Below are 19,257 nucleotides of genomic sequence, written 5' to 3'. Positions count from 1 at the left end.
GCATGGCCGCCTACGACTACATCCACGACGGCACGGCGATCTACGAGCGCTCCTTCGCCATCATCCGCGCCGAGGCGGACCTGTCTCGCTTCTCCGAAGCCGAGGCCGATGTCGCCATCCGCATGATCCATGCCTGCGGCCAGGTCGAAGCATCGAGCCACTTCGTTTTCTCCACTGACTTCGTCGCCGCGGCGCGCAAGGCCCTTGCCGCCGGCGCGCCGATCTTCTGCGACGCGGAAATGGTCTCGCATGGCGTCACTCGCGCCCGGCTGCCGGCCGGCAACGAGGTGATCTGCACGCTGCGCGACCCGCGCACGCATGAGATCGCCAAGGAGATCTGCAACACCCGTTCGGCTGCCGCGATCGACCTGTGGGGCGAGCGCATGGCGGGTTCCGTCGTCGCCATCGGCAATGCGCCGACCGCACTGTTCTATCTCCTGGAGAAATTGCGCGACGGCGCGCCGAAGCCGGCGGCCATCATCGGCATGCCGGTCGGCTTCGTCGGTGCGGCCGAATCGAAAGATGCGCTGGCCGAGAATTCCTATGGCGTGCCCTATGCCATTGTGCGTGGCCGGCTTGGCGGCAGCGCCATGACCGCCGCCGCGCTCAATTCCCTGGCGAGGCCCGGCCTGTGAACGCGCTCTCCAAAGGCAAGCTCGTCGGCGTCGGCACCGGTCCCGGCGACCCCGAACTGTTGACGCTGAAGGCCGCGCGCGCCCTGGCCGAGGCCGATGTCGTCGCCTATTTCGCCAAGCGCGGCAACAACAGCAATGCGCGGGCCATCGTCGAGGCGCGCTTCCGGCCCGATATGCTGGAACTGCCGCTGCTCTATCCCGTCACCACGGAGATCGACAAGGATCACGACGACTACCGCTCGCAGATCACCGGTTTCTACGAGGAGTCGGCCGAGAAGGTCGCCGAACACCTCGAAGCCGGCAGGATGGTTGCCGTCCTGTCCGAAGGCGATCCGCTGTTCTACGGCTCCTACATGCATCTGCATGTACGCCTCGCCCATCGCTTCCCCACGGAAGTCATTCCCGGCGTCACCGCAATGTCCGGCTGCTGGTCGCAGACCGGCGTGCCGATCGTGCAGGGCGACGACGTGCTGACCGTGCTGCCCGGCACAATGAGCGAATTCGAGCTGACGCGGAGGCTGGCCGACACCGATGCCGCCGTCATCATGAAGGTCGGCCGCAACCTGCCCAAGATCAGGCGCGCGCTGGAGGCTACCGGCAAGCTGACGCGCGCTGTCTATGTCGAGCGCGGCACCATGGCCGGCAGCGTCTCGATGAAGCTCGCCGACAAACAGGACGACAAGGCGCCCTACTTCGCCATCATATTGGTCGCCGGCTGGTCCGCCCGCCCCGGTGCGTTGGAAGCACAGGCATGAGCGGCCGTCTCACCGTCATCGGCCTTGGGCCCGGCAATGCCGATCAGGTCACCCCTGAAGCCAGCCGCGCCGTCGCCGAGGCGAAGTTCTTCTATGGTTACAAGCCCTATCTCGACCGGCTGGAGTTGCGCCCGGACCAGACTCGCGTCGCCTCGGACAATCGCGAGGAACTCGCCCGCTCCAAGGATGCCTTGATCAAGGCCGCCGAGGGCCATGATGTCGCCGTCGTTTCCGGCGGTGACCCCGGCGTGTTCGCCATGGCGGCGGCCGTCTGCGAGGCGATCGAGGCCGGACCGGTGGAATGGCGCGCGATCGATGTCGCGGTCGTGCCCGGCATCACCGCCATGCTCGCCGTCGCCGCCCGCATCGGCGCGCCGCTCGGCCATGATTTCTGCGCCATTTCGCTGTCCGACAATCTGAAGCCGTGGGAACTGATCGAACTGCGGCTGCTGGCGGCGGCCGGCGCCGGCTTCGTCGTCGCGCTCTACAACCCGATCAGCAAGGCGCGCCCCTGGCAGCTTGGCCGCGCCTTCGAATGCCTGACGGCGATCCTGCCGGGCACCACGCCTGTCATCTTCGGCCGCGCCGCCGGCCGGCCGGACGAACGCATCGAGGTCTACCTGCTGGCCGATGTCGACGCGCAGAAGGCCGACATGGCGACCTGCATCATCATCGGTTCGCCGGAAACCCGGATCATCAAGCGCGTCGACAGGCCGGCGCTGGTCTACACGCCGCGTTCGGCAGCGGGCTCGACAAAATGATCGACCCCAAATTGGTCAACAATCGCGGCGAGCTCATCGACGGTTTCAGCCGAAGGCACCTCCGGCAGATCAGGCCTGCGCACCATGACCACCTCGATGCCAAGTGCCCGTGCCGCGACGATCTTGCCATAGGTGGCAGCGCCGCCGCTGTTCTTGGACACGACGACGTCGATGCGATGGTTTTCGAGCAGCGCGCGTTCTTCCCCCTCGCCAAACGGCCCGCGCGCCAGCAGATAGCTCGCATCCGGCACGGCCAGCTTCGGCTCGACCGGATCGACGCTGCGGATGAGATAGTGGTGCTGCGGTGTTGCTTCGAAGGCAGCAACCTCTTGCCGGCCAAGCGCCAGGAAGACACGGCGCGGCGCGATTCCAAGCACGTGAGCGGCACTGGCAACCGTATCAACCTCAGTCCAGCGGTCGCCTTCGACAGGCTCCCAGCCGGGACGGCGCAAGGCGAGGATCGGCACGCCGGTCAGCCGCGCCGCTTGCGCGGCATTGGCGGAGATTCGCGCCGCATAGGGATGCGTGGCGTCGATCAGCAGATCGGTGCCCGTCTCCCTGAGATAGGCGGCCAGACCCTCGGCGCCGCCAAAGCCTCCGCTTCGCACGGGCACGCCTTGCGCGACCGGGCTTTCGGTGCGCCCGGCCAGGGACAGCGTGACCGAAAATTCCGCCACCAGTTTTCCTGCCAATTGCCGAGCTTCGGTCGTTCCGCCGAGGATCAGAATTTTCTTCATGGGCACCATATTGAACAGCGTCGGCGCTGCCCCTCACCCTTACCCTCTCCCCGTGAAGAACGGGGAGAGGGAGGCGTCAGCGTCGGAGCTTCTCCCTTCTCCCCGTCACTATACGGGGAGAAGGTGCCGGCAGGCGGATGAGGGGCAGCGCGACATGTCAAAACAACAGCCAACGCCAAAATGGCTCACCATCGTCGGCATCGGCGAGGACGGTTTAGCGGGTCTCGGCGACGAGGCCAAGCAGCGGATTGCCAAGGCCGAATTCATCTTCGGCGGCAAGCGGCACCTGGCGCTGGTCGCGTCATTCGCCAAGGGCGAGGCGCATCCCTGGCCGGTGCCATTCGATGCCGGGATGGCTGATGTGCTGGCGCTCGCCGGCAGAAACGTCTGCGTGCTCGCCTCCGGCGATCCCTTCTTCCACGGCGTCGGCGCCACGCTCGCCCGCAAGGTCAAGCCGCGAGAGATGCATGTCATTCCCGCGCCGTCGGCCGTTTCTTTGGCGGCCGCCCGCCTTGGCTGGGCGCTGCAGGACATCGAGACCGTCTCGCTGCATGGCCGGCCGCTCGACCTCATCCGGCCGTTGCTGCAGCCCAATGCGCGCATCCTGGCGCTGACCTCGGATGCCGAAGCGCCGGCGGCAATTGCCGGCCTGCTCACCGAACTCGACTTCGGCGCATCGCTACTGACGGTCCTGGAAGCTTTGGGCGGTCCCAAAGAGAGCCAGCGCACCGCCCGCGCCGATGCCTTCGATATCGCAAACATCAATCCGCTCAACGTGCTGGCCATCGAGATTGATTCCGATCCGCAAGCCCGAATCCTGCCCCTCACGGTTGGCCTCGCCGATCATCTGTTCGACCATGACGGGCAGATCACCAAACGTGAAATCCGCGCCATCACCTTGTCATCGCTGGCGCCAAGGCGCGGCGAATTGCTGTGGGATATCGGCGCGGGTTCTGGCTCCATCGGCATCGAATGGATGCTCGCCCACCCCCTGATGCGCGCGATTGCCATCGAGGCCGACCCGGGTCGCGCCGCCCGCATCCACCGCAACGCCGCGGCCTGCGGCGTTCCCGGCCTCGTCGTGGTCGAAGGCAGCGCTCCCAAGGCACTAGCCAGGCTGGACACGCCGGACGCGATCTTTATTGGCGGCGGCGGCAGCGACACTGGCGTGCTCAGCGCGGCCATCAAGGCGCTGCGCCCCGGCGGCCGGCTCGTCGCCAACGCGGTGACGCTCGAGATGGAAGCCTTACTCCTCGCCCAGCACACAAAGCTCGGTGGTGACCTCACCCGCATAGATATTTCGCGCGCCTCGCCGGTCGGCTCGATGCAGGCCTGGCGGCCGGCCATGCCGGTCACCCAATGGAGCTGGGTGAAGCCATGATGATCGCGGGCATCGGCAGTCGCAAAGGCGTTGGCGTTGAAGACGTGCTTGCGGCGATTGAAACCGCTCTCGAAGCGCATGGGCTGGCCATGACGGCACTTTCGGCCCTGGCAACGACCGAGTTCAAACGCAACGAAGAAGCCATTTTTGCTGCCGGCCGTGAGCTCAACCTCCCGGTGATAGTGGTGGATGTTGCTGGTTCCGAACCGTCGCTCCCCCTCACCCAGCCTCCGCTTCGCTCGGCTGACCTCTCCCCGGTGGGGAGAGGAGACGTTCAGCGCCGGCGCCAATCTCTTCTCCCCTCCGGGGGTCCGAAGGACGGGCGAGGCCAGCGACTCGCCCCGGCAAAGGTGGCCGCAAAGCGGCCGGATGAGGGGGCGTCTCTGCTCAGTCATTCCGATCTTTCGCAAGAACTCGCCGGCACGCCCTCGATTTCCGAAGCGTCGGCCCTCGCCGTTGCCGGCGCCGGCGCGAAACTGCTTGGCCCCCGAATTGTGCTTGGCCCGGTCACCTGCGCCATCGCCATCAGCGGAGACGCGCCATGACTGTCCACTTCATCGGCGCCGGTCCGGGTGCCGCCGACCTCATCACGCTGCGCGGCGCAAAACTCCTGGCAAGCTGCCCGGTCTGCCTGCACGCCGGCTCGATCGTCGCGCCCGAATTGCTGCAGCATTGCGCGCCGGGGACGAAACTCATCGACACCGCGCCGATGTCGCTCGACGAGATCGAGGCGGCGTATCTCGAGGCTCACAGGGACGGCCATGATGTCGCCCGCCTGCATTCCGGCGACCTGTCGGTATGGAGCGCGGTTGCCGAGCAGATCCGCCGGCTGGAAAAGCACGGCATTCCTTACACGCTGACGCCGGGCGTGCCTTCTTTCGCAGCGGCAGCCGCCGCACTTCGGCGCGAGTTGACCATTCCGGAAGTCGCGCAGAGCCTAGTGCTGACCCGCGTCTCCGGCCGCGCCTCAAAGATGCCGCCTGGCGAGACACTGGCCGGCTTCGGCCGCACCGGCGCCACGCTGGCCATTCATCTTGCCATCCACGCCATCGACCGCGTCGTCGCCGAACTGACGCCGCATTATGGCGGCGATTGCCCGGTGGCGATCGTTTTTCGCGCTTCCTGGCCGGATGAGCGGGTGCTGACCGGCACGCTGGAAACCATCGAGGCACAGCTTGCCACCGATCCGATGGAGCGCACGGCGATCATCTTCGTCGGCCGCTCGCTGGCGGCGGAAGGGTTTGGCGAGAGTTCATTGTACGACGCCCACTATCAGCGGCGTTTTCGCGGACGGGACGGATTGTGAGCGGCAGCAGCAAAAAACAGGGCGAAAACGCCCCGCTCGAACAGGCGCTCGCGCGGCTGAATTTCAAGCCGCGCCCGCTGGAGCCGGGCCATGTCTGGCTGGCCGGCGCCGGCCCCGGCGATCCCGGCTGCCTGACCCTGGAAGTGCTGGCGGCTTTGGCCGAGGCCGACGCGCTGGTCTATGATGCGCTGGTCTCGCCTGATGTCGTGGCCGTTGCCGCAAACGCCGAGCTTTTCTTTGCCGGCAAGCGCGGCGGAAAACCCTCGATGAAGCAGGACGACATTACCGCCCTGCTGGTTCGGCTGGCGCGGGACGGCCGCCGCGTCGTCAGGCTGAAGGGCGGCGACCCCTATATTTTCGGCCGCGGCGGCGAGGAAGCTTTGGCATTGGCGCGCGAAAACATCCCGTTCCGGGTCCTGCCGGGCCTGACGTCAGGCCTCAGCGCGCTGGCCGCCACCGGCATCCCGGCCACCATGCGCGGCATCAACAAGGCGGTGATCCTGGCGACCGGCCACGCCGCCGGCACCGACGACGACATCGACTGGGCTGCGATCGCCCGCACCGGCCAGCCGGTCGTGGTCTATATGGGCATGGCCAATCTGCCGCTGATCGCGGCCGCTCTGCTCGACGGCGGACTGGCGCCGTCGACGCCAGCGGCGGTGATCGTCGCCGCCACCACGCCACAGGAGCGGACCGTCGTCGCCACGCTCGCCACCATTGCCGAGGAAGCGGCTGCCGCAGGGCTGGCCTCGCCGGCGCTGATCGTTGTCGGCGGCATCGTCGCCATGCGCGCGGCATTGACGGGGCAGGCATGACGGCCCGCGCCATCATCATCGGCGCGCCGCGCTCCGGCTCGGGCAAGACCAGCGTCACCATCGGCATTTTGCGCGCGCTGACCCGGCGTGGCTTGAAAGTGCGCGGCGCCAAATCCGGCCCCGACTATATCGACCCCGGTTTCCACACCGCCGCCACCGGCCTGTCCGGCGTCAACCTCGACAGCTGGGCGATGCCGCCCTCGCTGCTCAACGCGCTGGCGGCGCAACAGGCCGACGACACCGATTTCGTCATCCTCGAAAGCGCCATGGGCCTGTTCGACGGCATTCCGGCCGCGCCAGGCCGAACGGGCTCTGCCGCCGACCTTGCCCGGCTCTACGGCCTGCCGGTGCTGCTGGTGCTAGACGTGTCGGGCCAGTCGACCACGGCGGCCGCCGTCGCCAAAGGTTTTGCCACCTACGATCCCGATGTGCGCATGGCCGGCGTCGTGCTCAACCGGCTGGGCAGCGAGCGCCACCGGCGCCTGTCCGGCGACGCCATCGAGGCGATCGGCCTGCCCGTCGTCGGCGCCATCTTGCGCGACCCCACGCTCAATCTGCCCGAGCGGCATCTCGGCCTCGTCCAGGCCGGCGAATATGATGATCTGATGGCGCATCTCGACCGGCTGGCCGACATGGCGGAGAAATCGCTCGACCTCGATGCCGTGATGAGGCTGGCGACGCCCCTCGCCCCGGCGGTTGGCGACTTCACCGACGCGCTGGAACCGCCCGGCCAACGCATCGCGCTGGCCGAAGATGCCGCCTTCACCTTCCTGTACCCGCATGTCGCCGCCTACTGGCGCAAAGCCGGCGCGGAGATCGTTCCGTTCTCGCCGCTCGCCGACGAGGCGCCCGACGACAGCTGCGACGTCTGCTGGCTGCCCGGCGGCTATCCCGAGCTTCACGCCGGCAAGCTCGCCGCCGCCGGGACCTTCAAAGCCGGCATGTCAAGATTTGCGGCGATGAAGCCGATCCATGGCGAGTGCGGTGGCTTCATGGTGCTTGGCGAAGCGCTGGAGGATGCCGCCGGCGAAACGCATCGCATGCTCGGCCTGCTCGGCCACGCCACCAGCTTCGCCAAGAGAAAAATGAATCTCGGCTACCGCGAGGCGCGGCTGCGCGCCGACTGCCCGTTGGGGGCGCAAGGCGCGCTGATCCGCGGCCACGAATTCCACTATGCGCAGATGACGGCCACCGGCAATGACGAGCCGTTGGCCGACCTCGCCGATGGCCAGGGCAATCCGATCGGCGCTTCCGGCTACCGGCGTGGTCAGGTCAGCGGTACCTTCTTCCACGCGATAGCGAGGGCCAGCGCATGAAGTTCCCGAATTTGACCCTTTCACCCCGGCAAATCCTCGACGACGTCGCGCTTTGCCTGGTCTTCTTCACCCGCCTGCCCTTGCCCGACCTCGACTTTCGCGGCCGCAGCCTCGCCGCCGCGATCTGGGCCGCACCGGTCGCCGGCCTTCTCGTTGGGCTGATCGGCGCCATCGTCTTTGCCACGGCGGAACGGTTCGGCCTCGCCATGGGACCGGCGGCCGCCATTGCCCTTGTGGCGACGGTACTGACCACCGGCTGCCTGCACGAGGACGGGCTGTCCGATGTCGCGGACGGCTTTGGCGGCGGCAAGTCGCGCGGCCGCAAACTCGACATCATGCGTGACAGCCGCATCGGCGCCTATGGCGCCATGGCGCTGGCCCTGTCGCTGCTGATCCGCTGGAACGTGCTTTCTGAACTGGTGGATCCCACCCAGGCTCTCTTTGCCCTTGTTGCCGCCCACGCGGCCTCGCGCGGTGTGCTGGGCGTCTTCATGCACCTCTTGCCGCCGGCGCGCTCCGACGGCCTCTCGGCCGGCGCCGGCACCGTCTCGCTGGAAACCGCGATCGCCGGCGCCGTGCTCGGCGCGATCCCGCTTCTCCTGCTCGGGGTCGGCGGCGCCATTGCCGCGCTGATCCTGCTCGGCCTGTTCTTTGCCGCCTTCCATGCGCTTTGCCTCAACCAGATTGGTGGCCAGACCGGCGACACGATCGGCGCCTTGCAGCAGGTGAGCGAAATATCAGTGCTTCTCGTCGCTTCCGTCGCGCTTTCCTGATCCCATTCGACTTGATTCCTTTCCGGAGACCTTGCCCCCATGCCCTTCAAATCCCTCGATGAATTGCGCGCCGCCTGCCTCGACCTGCCCGCCGGCAGCGATACCGCCGCCAAGGCCGTTGCCAGCCGCCAGGACACGCTGACCAAGCCGCAAGGCAGCCTCGGCCGGCTGGAGACCATCGCCGCCTGGCTGGCGCGCTGGCAGGGCCGCGACATGCCCAAGCTTGACCGGGTAAAAGTGTTTGTCTTCGCCGGCAATCACGGTGTCACCGCGCAGGGCGTGTCGGCCTTCCCCTCGGAGGTCACCGTGCAGATGGTGGCGAACTTCGCCGGCGGGGGTGCTGCCATCAACCAGCTCGCCCGCATCGCCGGCGCCGAACTCGATGTCATCCCGCTCGATCTCGACCATCCGACCGGCGACTTCACGCAAGTGCCGGCAATGGACGAGAGAGCCTTCCTCGCCGCGGTCTCGGCAGGCTATGATGCCGTGACTAATGATCTCGACCTGGTCTGCTTCGGCGAAATGGGCATAGGCAACACCACGCCGGCCGCTGCCATTTCGGCGGCGCTCTTCGGCGGCGGCGCGGAAAAATGGACCGGGCGCGGCACCGGCGTCGACGATGCCGGCCTGAAGCGCAAGGTGGTCGCCATCGAAGCAGGCCTCAGGCGCCATGCCGCCGCTCTTGCCGACCCGCTGGGCATTGCCGCGGCCCTTGGCGGCCGCGAACTCGCCGCCATCTTCGGCGCCACGCTGGCCGCCCGCCATCTCGGCATACCCGTGCTGCTCGACGGTTTCGTCTGCACCGCCGCCGCGGCCCCACTGGCCAGGCTGCACCCGACCGGCCTCGCCCACACCATCGCGGCCCATGTCTCTGCCGAATCGGGCCATCGCGGCCTGCTCGAGGCGCTCGGCCTGCCGCCGCTGCTCGACCTCGGCATGCGGCTCGGCGAAGGCTCCGGCGCCTGCCTCGCCGTCAACATCGTCCGCTCGGCGCTGGAGTGCCATGCAAGAATGGCAAGCTTTGCCGAGGCTGGGGTGTCGGAGAATTAAACTCCATCGAAATTTCAACACTGTTGAAACATCGAAATAACGTCATCTTGATTATTCGAGGCTATGCCAAACCCGCACAACGGGCGCCTTCTCTGATCGCAGCAATGGCGAGAGGATTGGTAACCGGATAGGTTCTGATGAACACTTCGGGCGTGAAGTCCGGGAACTCGTCCTTCAGTCGTGAATTGATCTTAGCGACCTGAGGCGTTTCATTGAGCATCGCATGAGCCATTGCCAGAAACAGAAGTGTGGCGGGCGAATCTGGCGCAGATTGACGTAGCGCGAGCAGCGATTCCCGATAAAGGCCTAGAACGTAGCTGCATCGCGCAAGCATTCCGTAATACCAGGGCACATATGGATTTAGCTGGACCGCTCGCTTGGCCAGTTCGTAGCCACGCTTCGGGTCGCTACCAACAAGAGCAAGGCTACCCGCAAGAAGGGCAAGCGAGTCAGCGTCATTTGGAGCAGCCGCCAACACTCGGTCATGTTCTTCGACAGCAGCTTCGACATCGCCCTGCAATGCCCGAAGATCGGCAAGCATAATGCGGGCGTAAACATCGGCCGGATCGAGCGCCAGCGCTTGCTTGACACATTTGCTCCAGCTCTCGATCGAGCCGGAAACGTCGTCGGTAAACCCGTTGATGGCGTCCACAGCATGCGCAAGTGCCAACGCGGTCCAGGCTCTTGCAAGACCCGGATCGAGTTCGATTGCGCGCGCCAGCAGTCGTATCGCCTCCTTGTTCGACTCACGGGTGAAAAGGTGTTTCTGCTCGAGCCCAAGCAGGTAGCAATCATAAGCCTGCAAACTTGCTGGTGGCTTCCGCCGAGCCGCATCGCGTCGCAGATTTGCGAGCTGACCGTGACAAGTTGCAAGGACATTGATGACGTTCTCGGTCACGCTGTCCAGCATCGCAAACAGGTTGTTCGCGGACCGATCGTAACGCACGGTCCAGACATCGACCCCTGTGTGGGCGTCGACGAGTTGGACGCGGATGCGCACCCTCTGCCCGTCCACTTGAAAACTTCCCTCGATCACATAGTCAGCATTCAACTCTCGTCCGAGGTCTCGCACGTCAACATGCCGTCCCTTGTAGGAAAGCATTGTCTGACGGGCGATCACCGCAAGGTCGCGGTAACGGGCGAGATCAACTATGAGGTCCGCCGACAAACCATCGGCGATACGGGTCCAGCGTTCTTCTCCACTTAGATTGTCGAACGGGAGAACCGCGACGACTGGCGGGCCTGACTCGTCCGTCGAAAGGCTTCCGGGTAGTGCCTGGCTGAGGTCCTGCTGGCGGTGATCGGCAAGGAACGCAGCAAGCGTCACTTTGCTGCGAACATCGAGCTTCCGATAAACGGCCGAGAGATGGGTCCGGACCGTGGTCGGCGCTATGAACAGCGTTTCACCGATTTCGCGATAGGTCATTCCCTCCGCGAACTTTGCCGCGATCACCAACTCCCGATCCGACAAGCCGGCGAGAGGATTGCCTACGGCGCGAAGCATTGTTTCGAACTCCCCATCCGCTGCCGACCCGTGGCTAAGAACCGATGGCCTTGCCTTAGTGAAATACTACAGATGCGACATCGAAAACACTGCATTTGCACGATTCCATCCGACGGGTCAGCATCCTAGCCTCCGCAGGTCGGCAGGGTCTGGTCGCATGGCAGACCCTGGTCGATTCAGAACACGGAGGGCCTCCATGACAAGGTTGTCTGTCTTGACCGCAATACTGGTGCTGTCGGTGTCGGCGGGGCCATGCTTGTCCGAAGGCACCCAAACTAACGGCAAACTGATTTCCGAAGAAGCGGTGGAAGCTGCCAGCGCTGAACTGTATTCCGACATCCTCGTGCGAGCATGCAGGAACGGATGGCGGTATCCTCGCAGCTACGTCGAAAACGGATTTAGGCGCCACCTGGCAGAGCTGAAACTGCAGCTTGTCGATCAGGGTTACATTGTCGTACCCGACATGACCGCGAATGATCCGCAGGTCCAAACAACGATATCGGGGACCAAACGTCGTCTGGTTGGCTCGCGCCAATTCAGCTGTTCCCACCCATACTGGCGCGATGAATGACCTTGGGATTGGGTTTTAGCCCTAGCCCAAGGCTGGGAGTTGCCGTTGGACAATGCAGGATCGCGCCCTTGTTGTCGGCATGTACGGCGGTCTTGCCCGCCCTCGCAGGCCTGTTACCGGGGATTTTACCTTTTTGGAGATTTGGCGGGGCCAAACTGGCTCCCCATATCGCCTGTAGCATGTTGAAATATCAGCGGAAAAATGGTGGGTGCGCACAGGATTGAACTGTGGACCCGCTGATTAAGAGTCAGCTGCTCTACCAACTGAGCTACGCACCCACTCGGCCGGCAAAAACCGGCGTTGGCGGGCATATAGCCGCCACCATCGGTCATGTCTAGCCCTGCCGGAATCATTTCCCGACAAATCGACAAACCCTTTCAGCGATCAGAGGAAAAGCTTGCCTTCCGCCACCTTCACGGCATGGCCGCCAATGCGCGCCGAGGCCAGTTTTCCGCCTTGCACGGTCAGTTCCAGGCGAATGCGCGACGGCCGGCCCATCTCCAGCCCCTGCTCGATCCACAGCTGCGAAATACCATCCGTCGGAGCATCGAAATGCATGATGGCGCCGGCGAAGGCCGCCGCCGCCGATCCGGTCGCCGGATCTTCGTAGGAAGGCGTGCCGGGCACGATCATGCGCACATGGAAGGCGCTTTCATGGTTCACCGTCTCGCGGCAATAGACATAGGGGCTGGCGAAGGCCCACTCGCTCTTGCGCGGCGCCAGTTCCGACCACGCCTGGTTGTCCAGCCGGATGCGGCCTGCCGCTTCGAGATTGGCGACCGGGATGGTCACATAGGGCACGCCCGCCGACCAGAAGGCGACGCGGTGATTCTCGAAGCCGATCTCATGCGGCGCCAGGCCAAGGGCGGCGCCGATCGCCTGCGGATCGGCCTCCAGCTTCAAAGGCTCCGGCAATTTCGCGAGATCGAACTCGGCGAAGGTGGCGCCATCATGCGTGCTGACGGCGCAGCGCACCGGGCCGATATTCTCTTCCAGCACGAAGATACCGGCGCCGCCCTCGCCGGAGAGTTCCGCCAGCGCGATTGCCGAACCGACCGTCGGATGGCCGGCGAACGGCATTTCATAGTCCGGCGTGAAGATGCGGATGCGGTTCTTATGCTTGGGATTGTCCGGCGGCAGCACAAAGACCGTCTCGGACAGGTTGAATTCGCGCGCGATGGCCTGCATCGCGGCGGTGTCCAGACCTTTGCAATCCAACACCACGGCCAGCGGATTGCCGGCCAGTCGCTCGGTCGTAAACACATCGTAAAGCAAGTAATTCCGGGTTTGCATTCCTGCCTCAATCCCAACATGGGCGAAATTTAATTTGATATTCGAACCGGCAAGCCTGATCTGTGCACAGATAGGGACATTACGCATCATAGGGGTCCGACGTGGACCAGATTGTCAATCTGCCAAAGACGGAATCGGATTCCGCCATCGAGACGGCGCTCGGGCTCGATAAAAAGGGGCGGAGCAAGACGCGCCGGCGTGGCTGGCTCTATGCTCTGCTGACCCTGATCGTGCTTGCCGCCGGTCTTGGCCTCTATCAATGGTACGCGGGCACGCCCGCCAGGATCGATTACACCACCGTTCCGGCCTCCAAGGCCGACCTCACCGTCCAGGTGTCGGCGACGGGTACGCTGCAGCCCCTCACCCAGGTCGACATTTCCAGCCAGCTCTCCGGCATCATCCGCTCGGTCTCGGTCAACGAGAACCAGCAGGTGAAGAAGGGCGATGTGCTGGCCGCGCTCGACACCACCAAGCTGCAGGTGCAGATCGAACGCGCCGAGGCTTCCGCCAAGGGCGCGGCCGCCAATGTCGAGGATGCCACGGTGACGCTGGCGGAGAACGAGAGCGGGCTGGTGCGCGCCGCCGCCTTGACCAAGCGCGGCATGGCGACCGACCAGTCGCTCGAGGCGGCGACCGCGACGCGCGACCGCTCGAAGGCGGCGCTGGACAGCGCGCAAGCCAATCTCGCCATCGCCAATGCCGATTTGAAATCGCAGCAGACCGACCTTGCCAACTCGACCATCTACGCGCCGATCGACGGCATCGTGCTGACGCGTTCGGTCGACCCCGGCCAGACGGTCGCCTCCTCGCTGCAGGCGCCGGTGCTGTTCATCATCGCCGCGGATCTCAGGAACATGGAACTGGTGGCGGCTGTCGACGAGGCCGACATCGGCGCGGTCAAGTCGGGCCAGCACGCGCGTTTCACGGTCGATGCTTTTCCCGACCGTCCGTTCGATGCCGAGATCCGCGATATTTCCTATGCCTCGGTCACCACGGACGGCGTCGTCACCTACAATGCGCGGCTTGAGGTCGACAACAACGAGCTGTTGCTTCGCCCGGGCATGACCGCCACCGTTTCTGTCGTCACGAGGCAAGCCAAGGGCGTGCTCACGGTCCCCTCCTCCGCGTTCCGCTATCGCCCGGCGCAGCAAGCAGCGCGTGCGTGGAGCTTCAGCGACCTGTTCACCGGCCGCATGGGCCGTCCCGGCGGCAATCGTCAGCGCCAGCCAGCGACGGCCCCCACCGATGGCTCGCGCACGCTCTACGTCCTGGAAAACGGCCGGCCGCATGCGGTCAACGTCAAGATCGGCTCGACCGATGGTGAACTGACCGAGATCACGTCCGGCCTGGAGGAAGGCGCGCAGGTCATCACGGCCTCGCAGCTGCGGAGCTGATTCCGTGGCCGCGGGCGCGCCCCTCATCACCTTCGACAAGGTCTGGAAGAGCTATGGCCAGGGCGAGGCCCGCGTGCACGCGCTGGCCGGCGTCGACCTTGCCATCAGGCGGGGCGAATTCGTCGCCATCATGGGGCCGTCAGGCTCCGGCAAATCGACGGCGATGAACATCATCGGCTGCCTCGACACGCCGACCGCCGGAACCTATTCCTTCATGGGCGTCGATGCCGGCCGGCTCGACCGCAACCGCCGCGCCATGCTGCGCAACCTCTATGTCGGCTTCGTTTTCCAGGGCTACAATCTCCTGGCGCGCACCACGGCGGCCGAGAATGTCGAACTGCCGCTGATCTATCGTGGGGTGGCGGCCCGCGAGCGTCGCGACCTTGCCATGCAGGCGCTCGCCCAGGTCGGCCTTGTCGGCCGCGAGCATCACACGCCAGCGGAGCTCTCCGGCGGCCAGCAGCAGCGCGTGGCGATCGCGCGCGCCATCGTCACACGGCCGACGCTGCTTGTCGCCGACGAGCCGACCGGCAATCTCGACACGGCCCGCACGCATGAGATCATGGAGCTGCTGACAAAGCTCAACACCGAGCTCGGCCTGACCGTCACCATGGTCACGCACGAGGCCGACGTCGCCGACTATGCCGAGCGCACCATCCGCTTCCTCGACGGCCACGTCGCCTCAGACACCATGAAGGTGGAGCTGGCATGATCTGGGAAACCGTCCGCCTGTCGCTGCGCTCCATCCGCCGCAATGTGCTGCGCTCGTTCCTCACGCTGCTCGGCATCGTCATCGGTGTCGCCGCCGTCATCGCCATGCTGACCATCGGCTCCGGCACCACGCAGAAGGTCAAGGCCGACATCTCCAAGCTCGGCAGCAACCTGCTTGTCGTCCGGTCTGGCCGCCCGGCTGGTCCCGGTGGTCCTGGCGGGCTCGACCAGGTGGTGCGACCGCTGGCCGAAAAGGACCTTGAAGCACTTGTCACGCATCTGACCGGCGCGCGCGCCATCTCGCCGGCTTCGCAAAAGCAGGTCCGCGTCATCTTCGGCACCGAGAGCCTGACCTCGGGCGTCACCGGCACCGACAGCGCCTATCTCGATGCGCGCGACTGGAAGCTGGTGTCGGGCCGGCCGTTCAGCGATTCCGAAACCCGCTCGGGCACCGGCGTCTGCCTGATCGGCGAGACGGTGCGCCAGCAATTCTTCGGCGCCGGCGATCCCGAGGGCGAGATCATCCGCGTCAACCGCACCTCCTGCAAGATCATCGGCCTGCTCGAGCCCAAGGGCTACACCGGCTTCGGCCAGGACCAGGACAATGTCGTCCTGATGCCACTGCATGCCTATCAGCGCCGCATCGCCGGCAACCGCGACATCGACAACATCTACATCGCCGCCGACGACCGCACGCCGACCAGCGAGTTGCAGCCGCGCGTCGAGGATATTTTGCGCGATGCGCGCCGCATCACGCCCGACCGCGAGAGCGATTTCGCCATCCGCGACATGACACAGATCGCCGACGCCATGGCCAGCGCCACCACCACCATGACCGGCATGCTCGGCGCGGTCGCCGGCGTCAGCCTTTTGGTCGGCGGCATCGGCATCATGAACATCATGCTGGTCTCGGTCACCGAGCGCACGCGCGAGATCGGCATCAGGCTCGCCATCGGCGCGCATGAAAAGCACATCCTCATCCAGTTCCTGGTCGAGGCGACGGTGCTGTCGCTGCTGGGCGGCATCATCGGCATCCTGACCGGCCTGGCGCTCGCCGGCCTCGCCGCGGTGACGCTGACCATCCCCTTCGCACCAAGTCCGGCCGTCATCCTGCTCGCCGTCGGCTTCTCTGCGCTCATCGGCATGGTGTTCGGCTTCTTCCCGGCGCTGCGCGGCGCCAGGCTCGATCCGATCGACGCGCTCAGGCACGAATAAAGGGCCGGACCGGGTCCAGCACAATCGACGGCTATCCCCAACCTTGGCGCTTGCCTGCACCGATGGCACTGTCGCCGGCTGGTCGACGATGTTAAGGCAAGACGTCTCCGGCCGAGGAACAAGATATGAGCAAGAAGGCGCGACTGGTCCTGACAATGGTGATCATCGAGGCCGCGCTGGCGGGCATCTGGTGGTATCTCGCCCGTTACGGCATGGCCAATCCGGATCGCGTCACGTCAGATTTCCAGGCCGTCGTCGGCCAGACCATGGGAATGGCCATGGGTGGGTTGCTGGGCATCGGCGTTATCTTGTTCCTCGTCGCGGCCCGCAACGACCGCAAGGCGGTGCAGGACAAGGCGCGCCGCTAGCCTACGCCCGAAAAATGCCACTCGATCAGCGGCTTCATATGCGATGCCAGCCCGTCCGGCAGGTCGCCGGCATGGCGGATGATCACCGGCCCGTCGATCTCCGGATCGGTCTCGCTGGCGACGAAGGCTGAGATTCGGCGCGCGATCTCGTCGGCCGGTCCGTCGACGTGATAGCGGCGGAAGATCACCGTGCCGCTGCTCGTCGACAGGGCGTGATAGCGCTTGCCGCGTTCGGCGGCCGACAGGTCAAGGCCGGTCTCTTCGCGCACTTCGCGGATCATGTTGAAGTCGACATCGACCAGACCGTCGCGGAAATCGATCGGCTCGAACGAGCCGGCGGCGAAATAGACACTGCCGGCACCCACCGTGTGACGTCCCATGCGGATCGCCACCAGCGCATTGTCGCCGGCCACTAGCATGGCGTGGGCATAGGCATGCTCGGCGCCGGAATTCTCGCGCTGCTTCCGCCAGAGCATGAAGGTGGAGTAATTGACCGCGTGGCAGCGGCCGATCAGGCTGTCGTCACGCCAGGCAAGCTGCGACAGCAGCACCACCGTGCCGTCGAACAGCGCCGGATTGGCCGCAATCTCCCGCTGCCAGTTCTCGGCGATCGCTTCGGCATTATCCCTGGCGAAAGGATGCGGACCGGGATCGAGCCGGACGTCGACGGCATCGACAGGCAGGATGACATTGCGCGGCAGGTCGAAACTCATGTTTATCGAGCCATATCCAGCGTGATCGCCACCGGGCAATGGTCCGACGCTTTCGGCCGGTCCCAGCCCGCGCGCGGAAAGCGCTCGACTTCCTGGCCAGCCGGAAAGATCGTGCGCCAGGGCTGACCATTGCGGATGATGTCGGGAACGGCGGTGGCGTTCTTCGCCGCCAGCCCCCTGGACAGCAGGATGTAGTCGAGCTGGCAGAGATGCCGCTCTTCGGGTCCGCGCGTGTGGTAGAAGGTCCAGCGGTTCATTTCCGGCCGCCGCTCGATGACGTTCTCGCAGAAGCCGCCCGCCGTCAGCACGTTGATGCAGGACTGGGCCTCGTCGACCACCTCGAAACGGTAGCCGTCGACATCATCGCCGGCGATCTTCACGCGCTGGCGGTAATCGTTCATGTCGCCACAGATCGCCCAGCGCTTGTCAGCGGCATGATCCGCGCCGAAGCGCTCCTCGATAATCCGGCGCACGGCTTGCGCCTCGGCGATGCGCACCGGCATCGTCGCCTCGCGTCCGTCGAGCCCGTTGCGCGGCGAGCCCATCGACTTGAAATGCACGAGATAGAGCGTCAGTGGCACGCCGCCGACGGTGATGTCGACTTCCAGGCAGTCGCGGCGGAAAATGCGTTCATTGGCCTGGTTGCCCAGCGCCGCCAGTTCCGGCGTATACAGCCCGAACTGCTCGTAGGTGACGTAGGCATGGCTGGTCATGCGCACGAATTCGATCGGCTGGCCCTGCGCGGTCTCGTTGCGCATCATCACCGCGACATCGATACCGCGCGAATCATTGCCGGAGGTGGTGTATTTCTGGCGGTAGCCCTGCCCCACCATCTTGAACAGATAGCCATATTCGAAGGCCTTCAGCGCCTCGATGTTGTCGACCTCCTGCATGCAGATGATGTCGGCCCGGGTGGCGGCGATCGCCAGCGCCGTCAGTTGGCGCGTATCGTCGGACTGTGCGATGGCGCGGGCCTGCTCCAGCATCTTGTACTCTGCCTCGCTCTGTATATCGAACAGCGCCAGCGTCCGATCCTCGTTGAGCTGGTTGCGATAGCCGGAAAAATCGAACCTGTTCATCAGGTTCTCGACATTGAAGGTGGCAAGGCGCAGCGACATGCCCTGACCTTTGCCTGCAGGAGCGCCGGAACACAAGATCGCAGGACCACAAGCCAGGATCGGTTGCCCTGGAAGGATTCACGCCATGGTTGACGGAACCTTTCCGTTCATCCGCCGTTCAGACGCAAAGATCCACAGTAGGCCCATTCCAGGGTAGGCGTGGGGCCTTTAGCTCTTGGAGAGTGTTATGAACTCGCTCTTTTCATCAACGGTCAAATCGGGGCTTGTTGCCCTGGGCATCATATCGGGCATCACGGCGCCATCGGCCGCCGGCCCCTTCATGCAGCCGGATCTAGCACTTCCCACAAACACGGCGGTGACGCCGGTGCGCGACGGATGGGCCGGTGGCAACAATCGCCCGGTCTACAATGACGACTGGAGATGGCGCCGATCAGGCAACTGGAACGGTCGTCGTCACTGGAACGGCGATGGCAACTGGAACGGCGGCGATGACTGGCGTTGGCGCCGCCATCACCATCGCCGCTACTACGACGACGGTGCGGGTGCCGCGATCCTTGGCCTTGGCCTGGGGCTCGGCCTCAGCAGCATGTACAACAACTACAATTACTACGACGCACCGCCCCGGCGCCACTATCGCGCCGGGCGGCTTTCCAACGCCCATGTGCGCTGGTGCTATAACAGGTACCGGTCGTATCGCGCCTGGGACAACACGTTCCAGCCCTATGGCGGCCCGCGCCAGCAATGCTGGTCGCCCTATAGCTGAGCCAACCTGAAAGCACATGATAGACGGCGTCGCGATGCGGCGCCGTTTTCTTTTGGCGCTGCCACTGATAAGTCTTCAACAGCACAGGAGTTGGCGCAACAGCTGGCTCACTTAACT

The 19,257-nt window shown here is 65.1% G+C and carries 20 protein-coding genes, 1 tRNA gene and 3 pseudogenes; 17 read left to right on the top strand and 7 right to left on the bottom strand.

All coding sequences use genetic code 11. The features are described 5' to 3' along the window. Positions 1–2 precede the first annotated feature (2 nt). Genes JG746_RS17015 through JG746_RS17005 form a run of 3 tightly spaced genes read left to right on the top strand, consistent with a single transcriptional unit; the run spans position 3 to position 2,151 of the window. Positions 3–635, top strand: coding sequence for a precorrin-8X methylmutase (locus JG746_RS17015; protein ID WP_202359178.1), 633 nt, complete (start codon positions 3–5; stop codon positions 633–635). Further along, positions 632–1,390 carry a precorrin-2 C(20)-methyltransferase gene (locus tag JG746_RS17010; protein ID WP_202359177.1) on the top strand — a complete coding sequence of 253 codons (759 nt, stop codon included), beginning with the start codon at positions 632–634 and terminating at the stop codon, positions 1,388–1,390. Before JG746_RS17015 ends, JG746_RS17010 begins: the two co-directional genes overlap by 4 nt. Further along, positions 1,387–2,151, top strand: coding sequence for a precorrin-3B C(17)-methyltransferase (locus JG746_RS17005; protein ID WP_202359176.1), 765 nt, complete (start codon positions 1,387–1,389; stop codon positions 2,149–2,151). Before JG746_RS17010 ends, JG746_RS17005 begins: the two co-directional genes overlap by 4 nt. Here the strand turns inward: JG746_RS17005 and JG746_RS17000 are convergent. Both JG746_RS17000 and JG746_RS37840 read right to left on the bottom strand, forming a co-directional pair. Continuing rightward, positions 2,115–2,888, bottom strand: coding sequence for a cobalt-precorrin-6A reductase (locus tag JG746_RS17000; RefSeq protein ID WP_202359175.1), 774 nt, complete (start codon positions 2,886–2,888; stop codon positions 2,115–2,117). The two genes, JG746_RS17005 and JG746_RS17000, sit on opposite strands and share 37 nt — an antisense overlap. A 26-nt stretch (positions 2,889–2,914) precedes the next feature. Further along, positions 2,915–3,037: pseudogene (locus JG746_RS37840) on the bottom strand (cytochrome c-type biogenesis protein); the annotation flags it as partial. 5 nt (positions 3,038–3,042) lie between these two features. On the opposite strand from JG746_RS37840, the gene cbiE reads away from it, so the two are divergent. The 8 genes and pseudogenes from cbiE to cobT all read left to right on the top strand — a co-directional run bounded on the left by cbiE (position 3,043) and on the right by cobT (position 9,529). Continuing rightward, positions 3,043–4,269, top strand: coding sequence for a precorrin-6y C5,15-methyltransferase (decarboxylating) subunit CbiE (gene cbiE / locus JG746_RS16995; RefSeq protein ID WP_202359174.1), 1,227 nt, complete (start codon positions 3,043–3,045; stop codon positions 4,267–4,269). After that, positions 4,248–4,400: pseudogene (locus tag JG746_RS37170) on the top strand (cobalamin biosynthesis protein); the annotation flags it as partial. The gene cbiE and the pseudogene JG746_RS37170, both read left to right, overlap by 22 nt. Positions 4,401–4,643: 243 nt before the next feature. After that, positions 4,644–4,814: pseudogene (locus JG746_RS16985) on the top strand (cobalamin biosynthesis protein); the annotation flags it as partial. Beyond that, entirely contained in the window at positions 4,811–5,575 is a 765-nt protein-coding gene (gene cobM, locus JG746_RS16980; protein WP_202359173.1) for a precorrin-4 C(11)-methyltransferase, read from the top strand. The pseudogene JG746_RS16985 and the gene cobM, both read left to right, overlap by 4 nt. After that, a complete protein-coding gene (cobA, locus tag JG746_RS16975; RefSeq protein WP_202359172.1) occupies positions 5,572–6,390 on the top strand; it encodes a uroporphyrinogen-III C-methyltransferase in 819 nt (272 codons plus the stop codon). Before cobM ends, cobA begins: the two co-directional genes overlap by 4 nt. Continuing rightward, the gene (locus JG746_RS16970; RefSeq protein WP_202359171.1) at positions 6,387–7,706 is read left to right on the top strand and encodes a cobyrinate a,c-diamide synthase; all 1,320 of its coding nucleotides are present in this window, start codon (positions 6,387–6,389) and stop codon (positions 7,704–7,706) included. Before cobA ends, JG746_RS16970 begins: the two co-directional genes overlap by 4 nt. Next, a complete protein-coding gene (gene cobS / locus JG746_RS16965) occupies positions 7,703–8,479 on the top strand; it encodes an adenosylcobinamide-GDP ribazoletransferase (protein ID WP_202359170.1) in 777 nt (258 codons plus the stop codon). Before JG746_RS16970 ends, cobS begins: the two co-directional genes overlap by 4 nt. A 39-nt stretch (positions 8,480–8,518) precedes the next feature. Beyond that, positions 8,519–9,529: a nicotinate-nucleotide--dimethylbenzimidazole phosphoribosyltransferase gene (gene cobT, locus JG746_RS16960; RefSeq protein WP_202359169.1), complete on the top strand. Its 1,011-nt coding sequence runs from the start codon at positions 8,519–8,521 to the stop codon at positions 9,527–9,529. 61 nt (positions 9,530–9,590) lie between these two features. On the opposite strand, the gene JG746_RS16955 is transcribed toward cobT, so the two are convergent. Beyond that, on the bottom strand, positions 9,591–11,033 hold the full coding sequence (locus tag JG746_RS16955) for a LuxR C-terminal-related transcriptional regulator (RefSeq protein WP_202359168.1): 1,443 nt from the start codon (positions 11,031–11,033) through the stop codon (positions 9,591–9,593). A 214-nt stretch (positions 11,034–11,247) separates the two neighbouring features. Here JG746_RS16955 and JG746_RS16950 point away from each other — a divergent pair, with 214 nt between their 5' ends. Beyond that, positions 11,248–11,604 carry a hypothetical protein gene (locus tag JG746_RS16950; protein ID WP_202359167.1) on the top strand — a complete coding sequence of 119 codons (357 nt, stop codon included), beginning with the start codon at positions 11,248–11,250 and terminating at the stop codon, positions 11,602–11,604. Between the two features lie 202 nt (positions 11,605–11,806). Here JG746_RS16950 and JG746_RS16945 read toward each other — a convergent pair. Together JG746_RS16945 and JG746_RS16940 are read right to left on the bottom strand one after the other, a co-directional pair. Next, positions 11,807–11,882: transfer RNA gene (locus JG746_RS16945), tRNA-Lys, on the bottom strand. 106 nt (positions 11,883–11,988) lie between these two features. Beyond that, complete coding sequence (locus tag JG746_RS16940; RefSeq protein ID WP_202359166.1) at positions 11,989–12,897, bottom strand: PhzF family phenazine biosynthesis protein; 909 nt, start codon at positions 12,895–12,897, stop codon at positions 11,989–11,991. A 101-nt stretch (positions 12,898–12,998) separates the two neighbouring features. Between JG746_RS16940 and JG746_RS16935 the strand changes: the two genes are divergently transcribed. The 4 genes from JG746_RS16935 (at position 12,999) to JG746_RS16920 (ending at position 16,585) form a co-directional block, all read left to right on the top strand. Further along, a complete protein-coding gene (locus tag JG746_RS16935; RefSeq protein ID WP_202359165.1) occupies positions 12,999–14,291 on the top strand; it encodes an efflux RND transporter periplasmic adaptor subunit in 1,293 nt (430 codons plus the stop codon). A gap of 4 nt (positions 14,292–14,295) precedes the next feature. Next, complete coding sequence (locus JG746_RS16930) at positions 14,296–15,003, top strand: ABC transporter ATP-binding protein (protein WP_202359164.1); 708 nt, start codon at positions 14,296–14,298, stop codon at positions 15,001–15,003. After that, on the top strand, positions 15,000–16,217 hold the full coding sequence (locus tag JG746_RS16925) for an ABC transporter permease (protein WP_202359163.1): 1,218 nt from the start codon (positions 15,000–15,002) through the stop codon (positions 16,215–16,217). The genes JG746_RS16930 and JG746_RS16925 overlap by 4 nt, the downstream gene beginning before the upstream one ends. 125 nt (positions 16,218–16,342) lie before the next feature. Further along, entirely contained in the window at positions 16,343–16,585 is a 243-nt protein-coding gene (locus tag JG746_RS16920; RefSeq protein ID WP_202359162.1) for a hypothetical protein, read from the top strand. On the opposite strand, the gene JG746_RS16915 is transcribed toward JG746_RS16920, so the two are convergent. Then, positions 16,582–17,298 carry a hypothetical protein gene (locus JG746_RS16915; RefSeq protein WP_202359161.1) on the bottom strand — a complete coding sequence of 239 codons (717 nt, stop codon included), beginning with the start codon at positions 17,296–17,298 and terminating at the stop codon, positions 16,582–16,584. The two genes, JG746_RS16920 and JG746_RS16915, sit on opposite strands and share 4 nt — an antisense overlap. Positions 17,299–17,300: 2 nt before the next feature. After that, complete coding sequence (locus tag JG746_RS16910) at positions 17,301–18,416, bottom strand: endonuclease/exonuclease/phosphatase family protein (RefSeq protein WP_202359160.1); 1,116 nt, start codon at positions 18,414–18,416, stop codon at positions 17,301–17,303. Between the two features lie 187 nt (positions 18,417–18,603). On the opposite strand from JG746_RS16910, the gene JG746_RS16905 reads away from it, so the two are divergent. Further along, a complete protein-coding gene (locus JG746_RS16905; RefSeq protein ID WP_202359159.1) occupies positions 18,604–19,140 on the top strand; it encodes a BA14K family protein in 537 nt (178 codons plus the stop codon). The last annotated feature ends 117 nt before the right edge of the window (positions 19,141–19,257 follow it).

It is taken from the genome of Mesorhizobium sp. 113-3-3, assembly GCF_016756495.1.
Classification (GTDB): domain Bacteria; phylum Pseudomonadota; class Alphaproteobacteria; order Rhizobiales; family Rhizobiaceae; genus Mesorhizobium.
The sequence above is the reverse complement of the archived record's forward strand: the minus strand, read 5'-3'. Positions and strand labels throughout refer to the sequence as shown.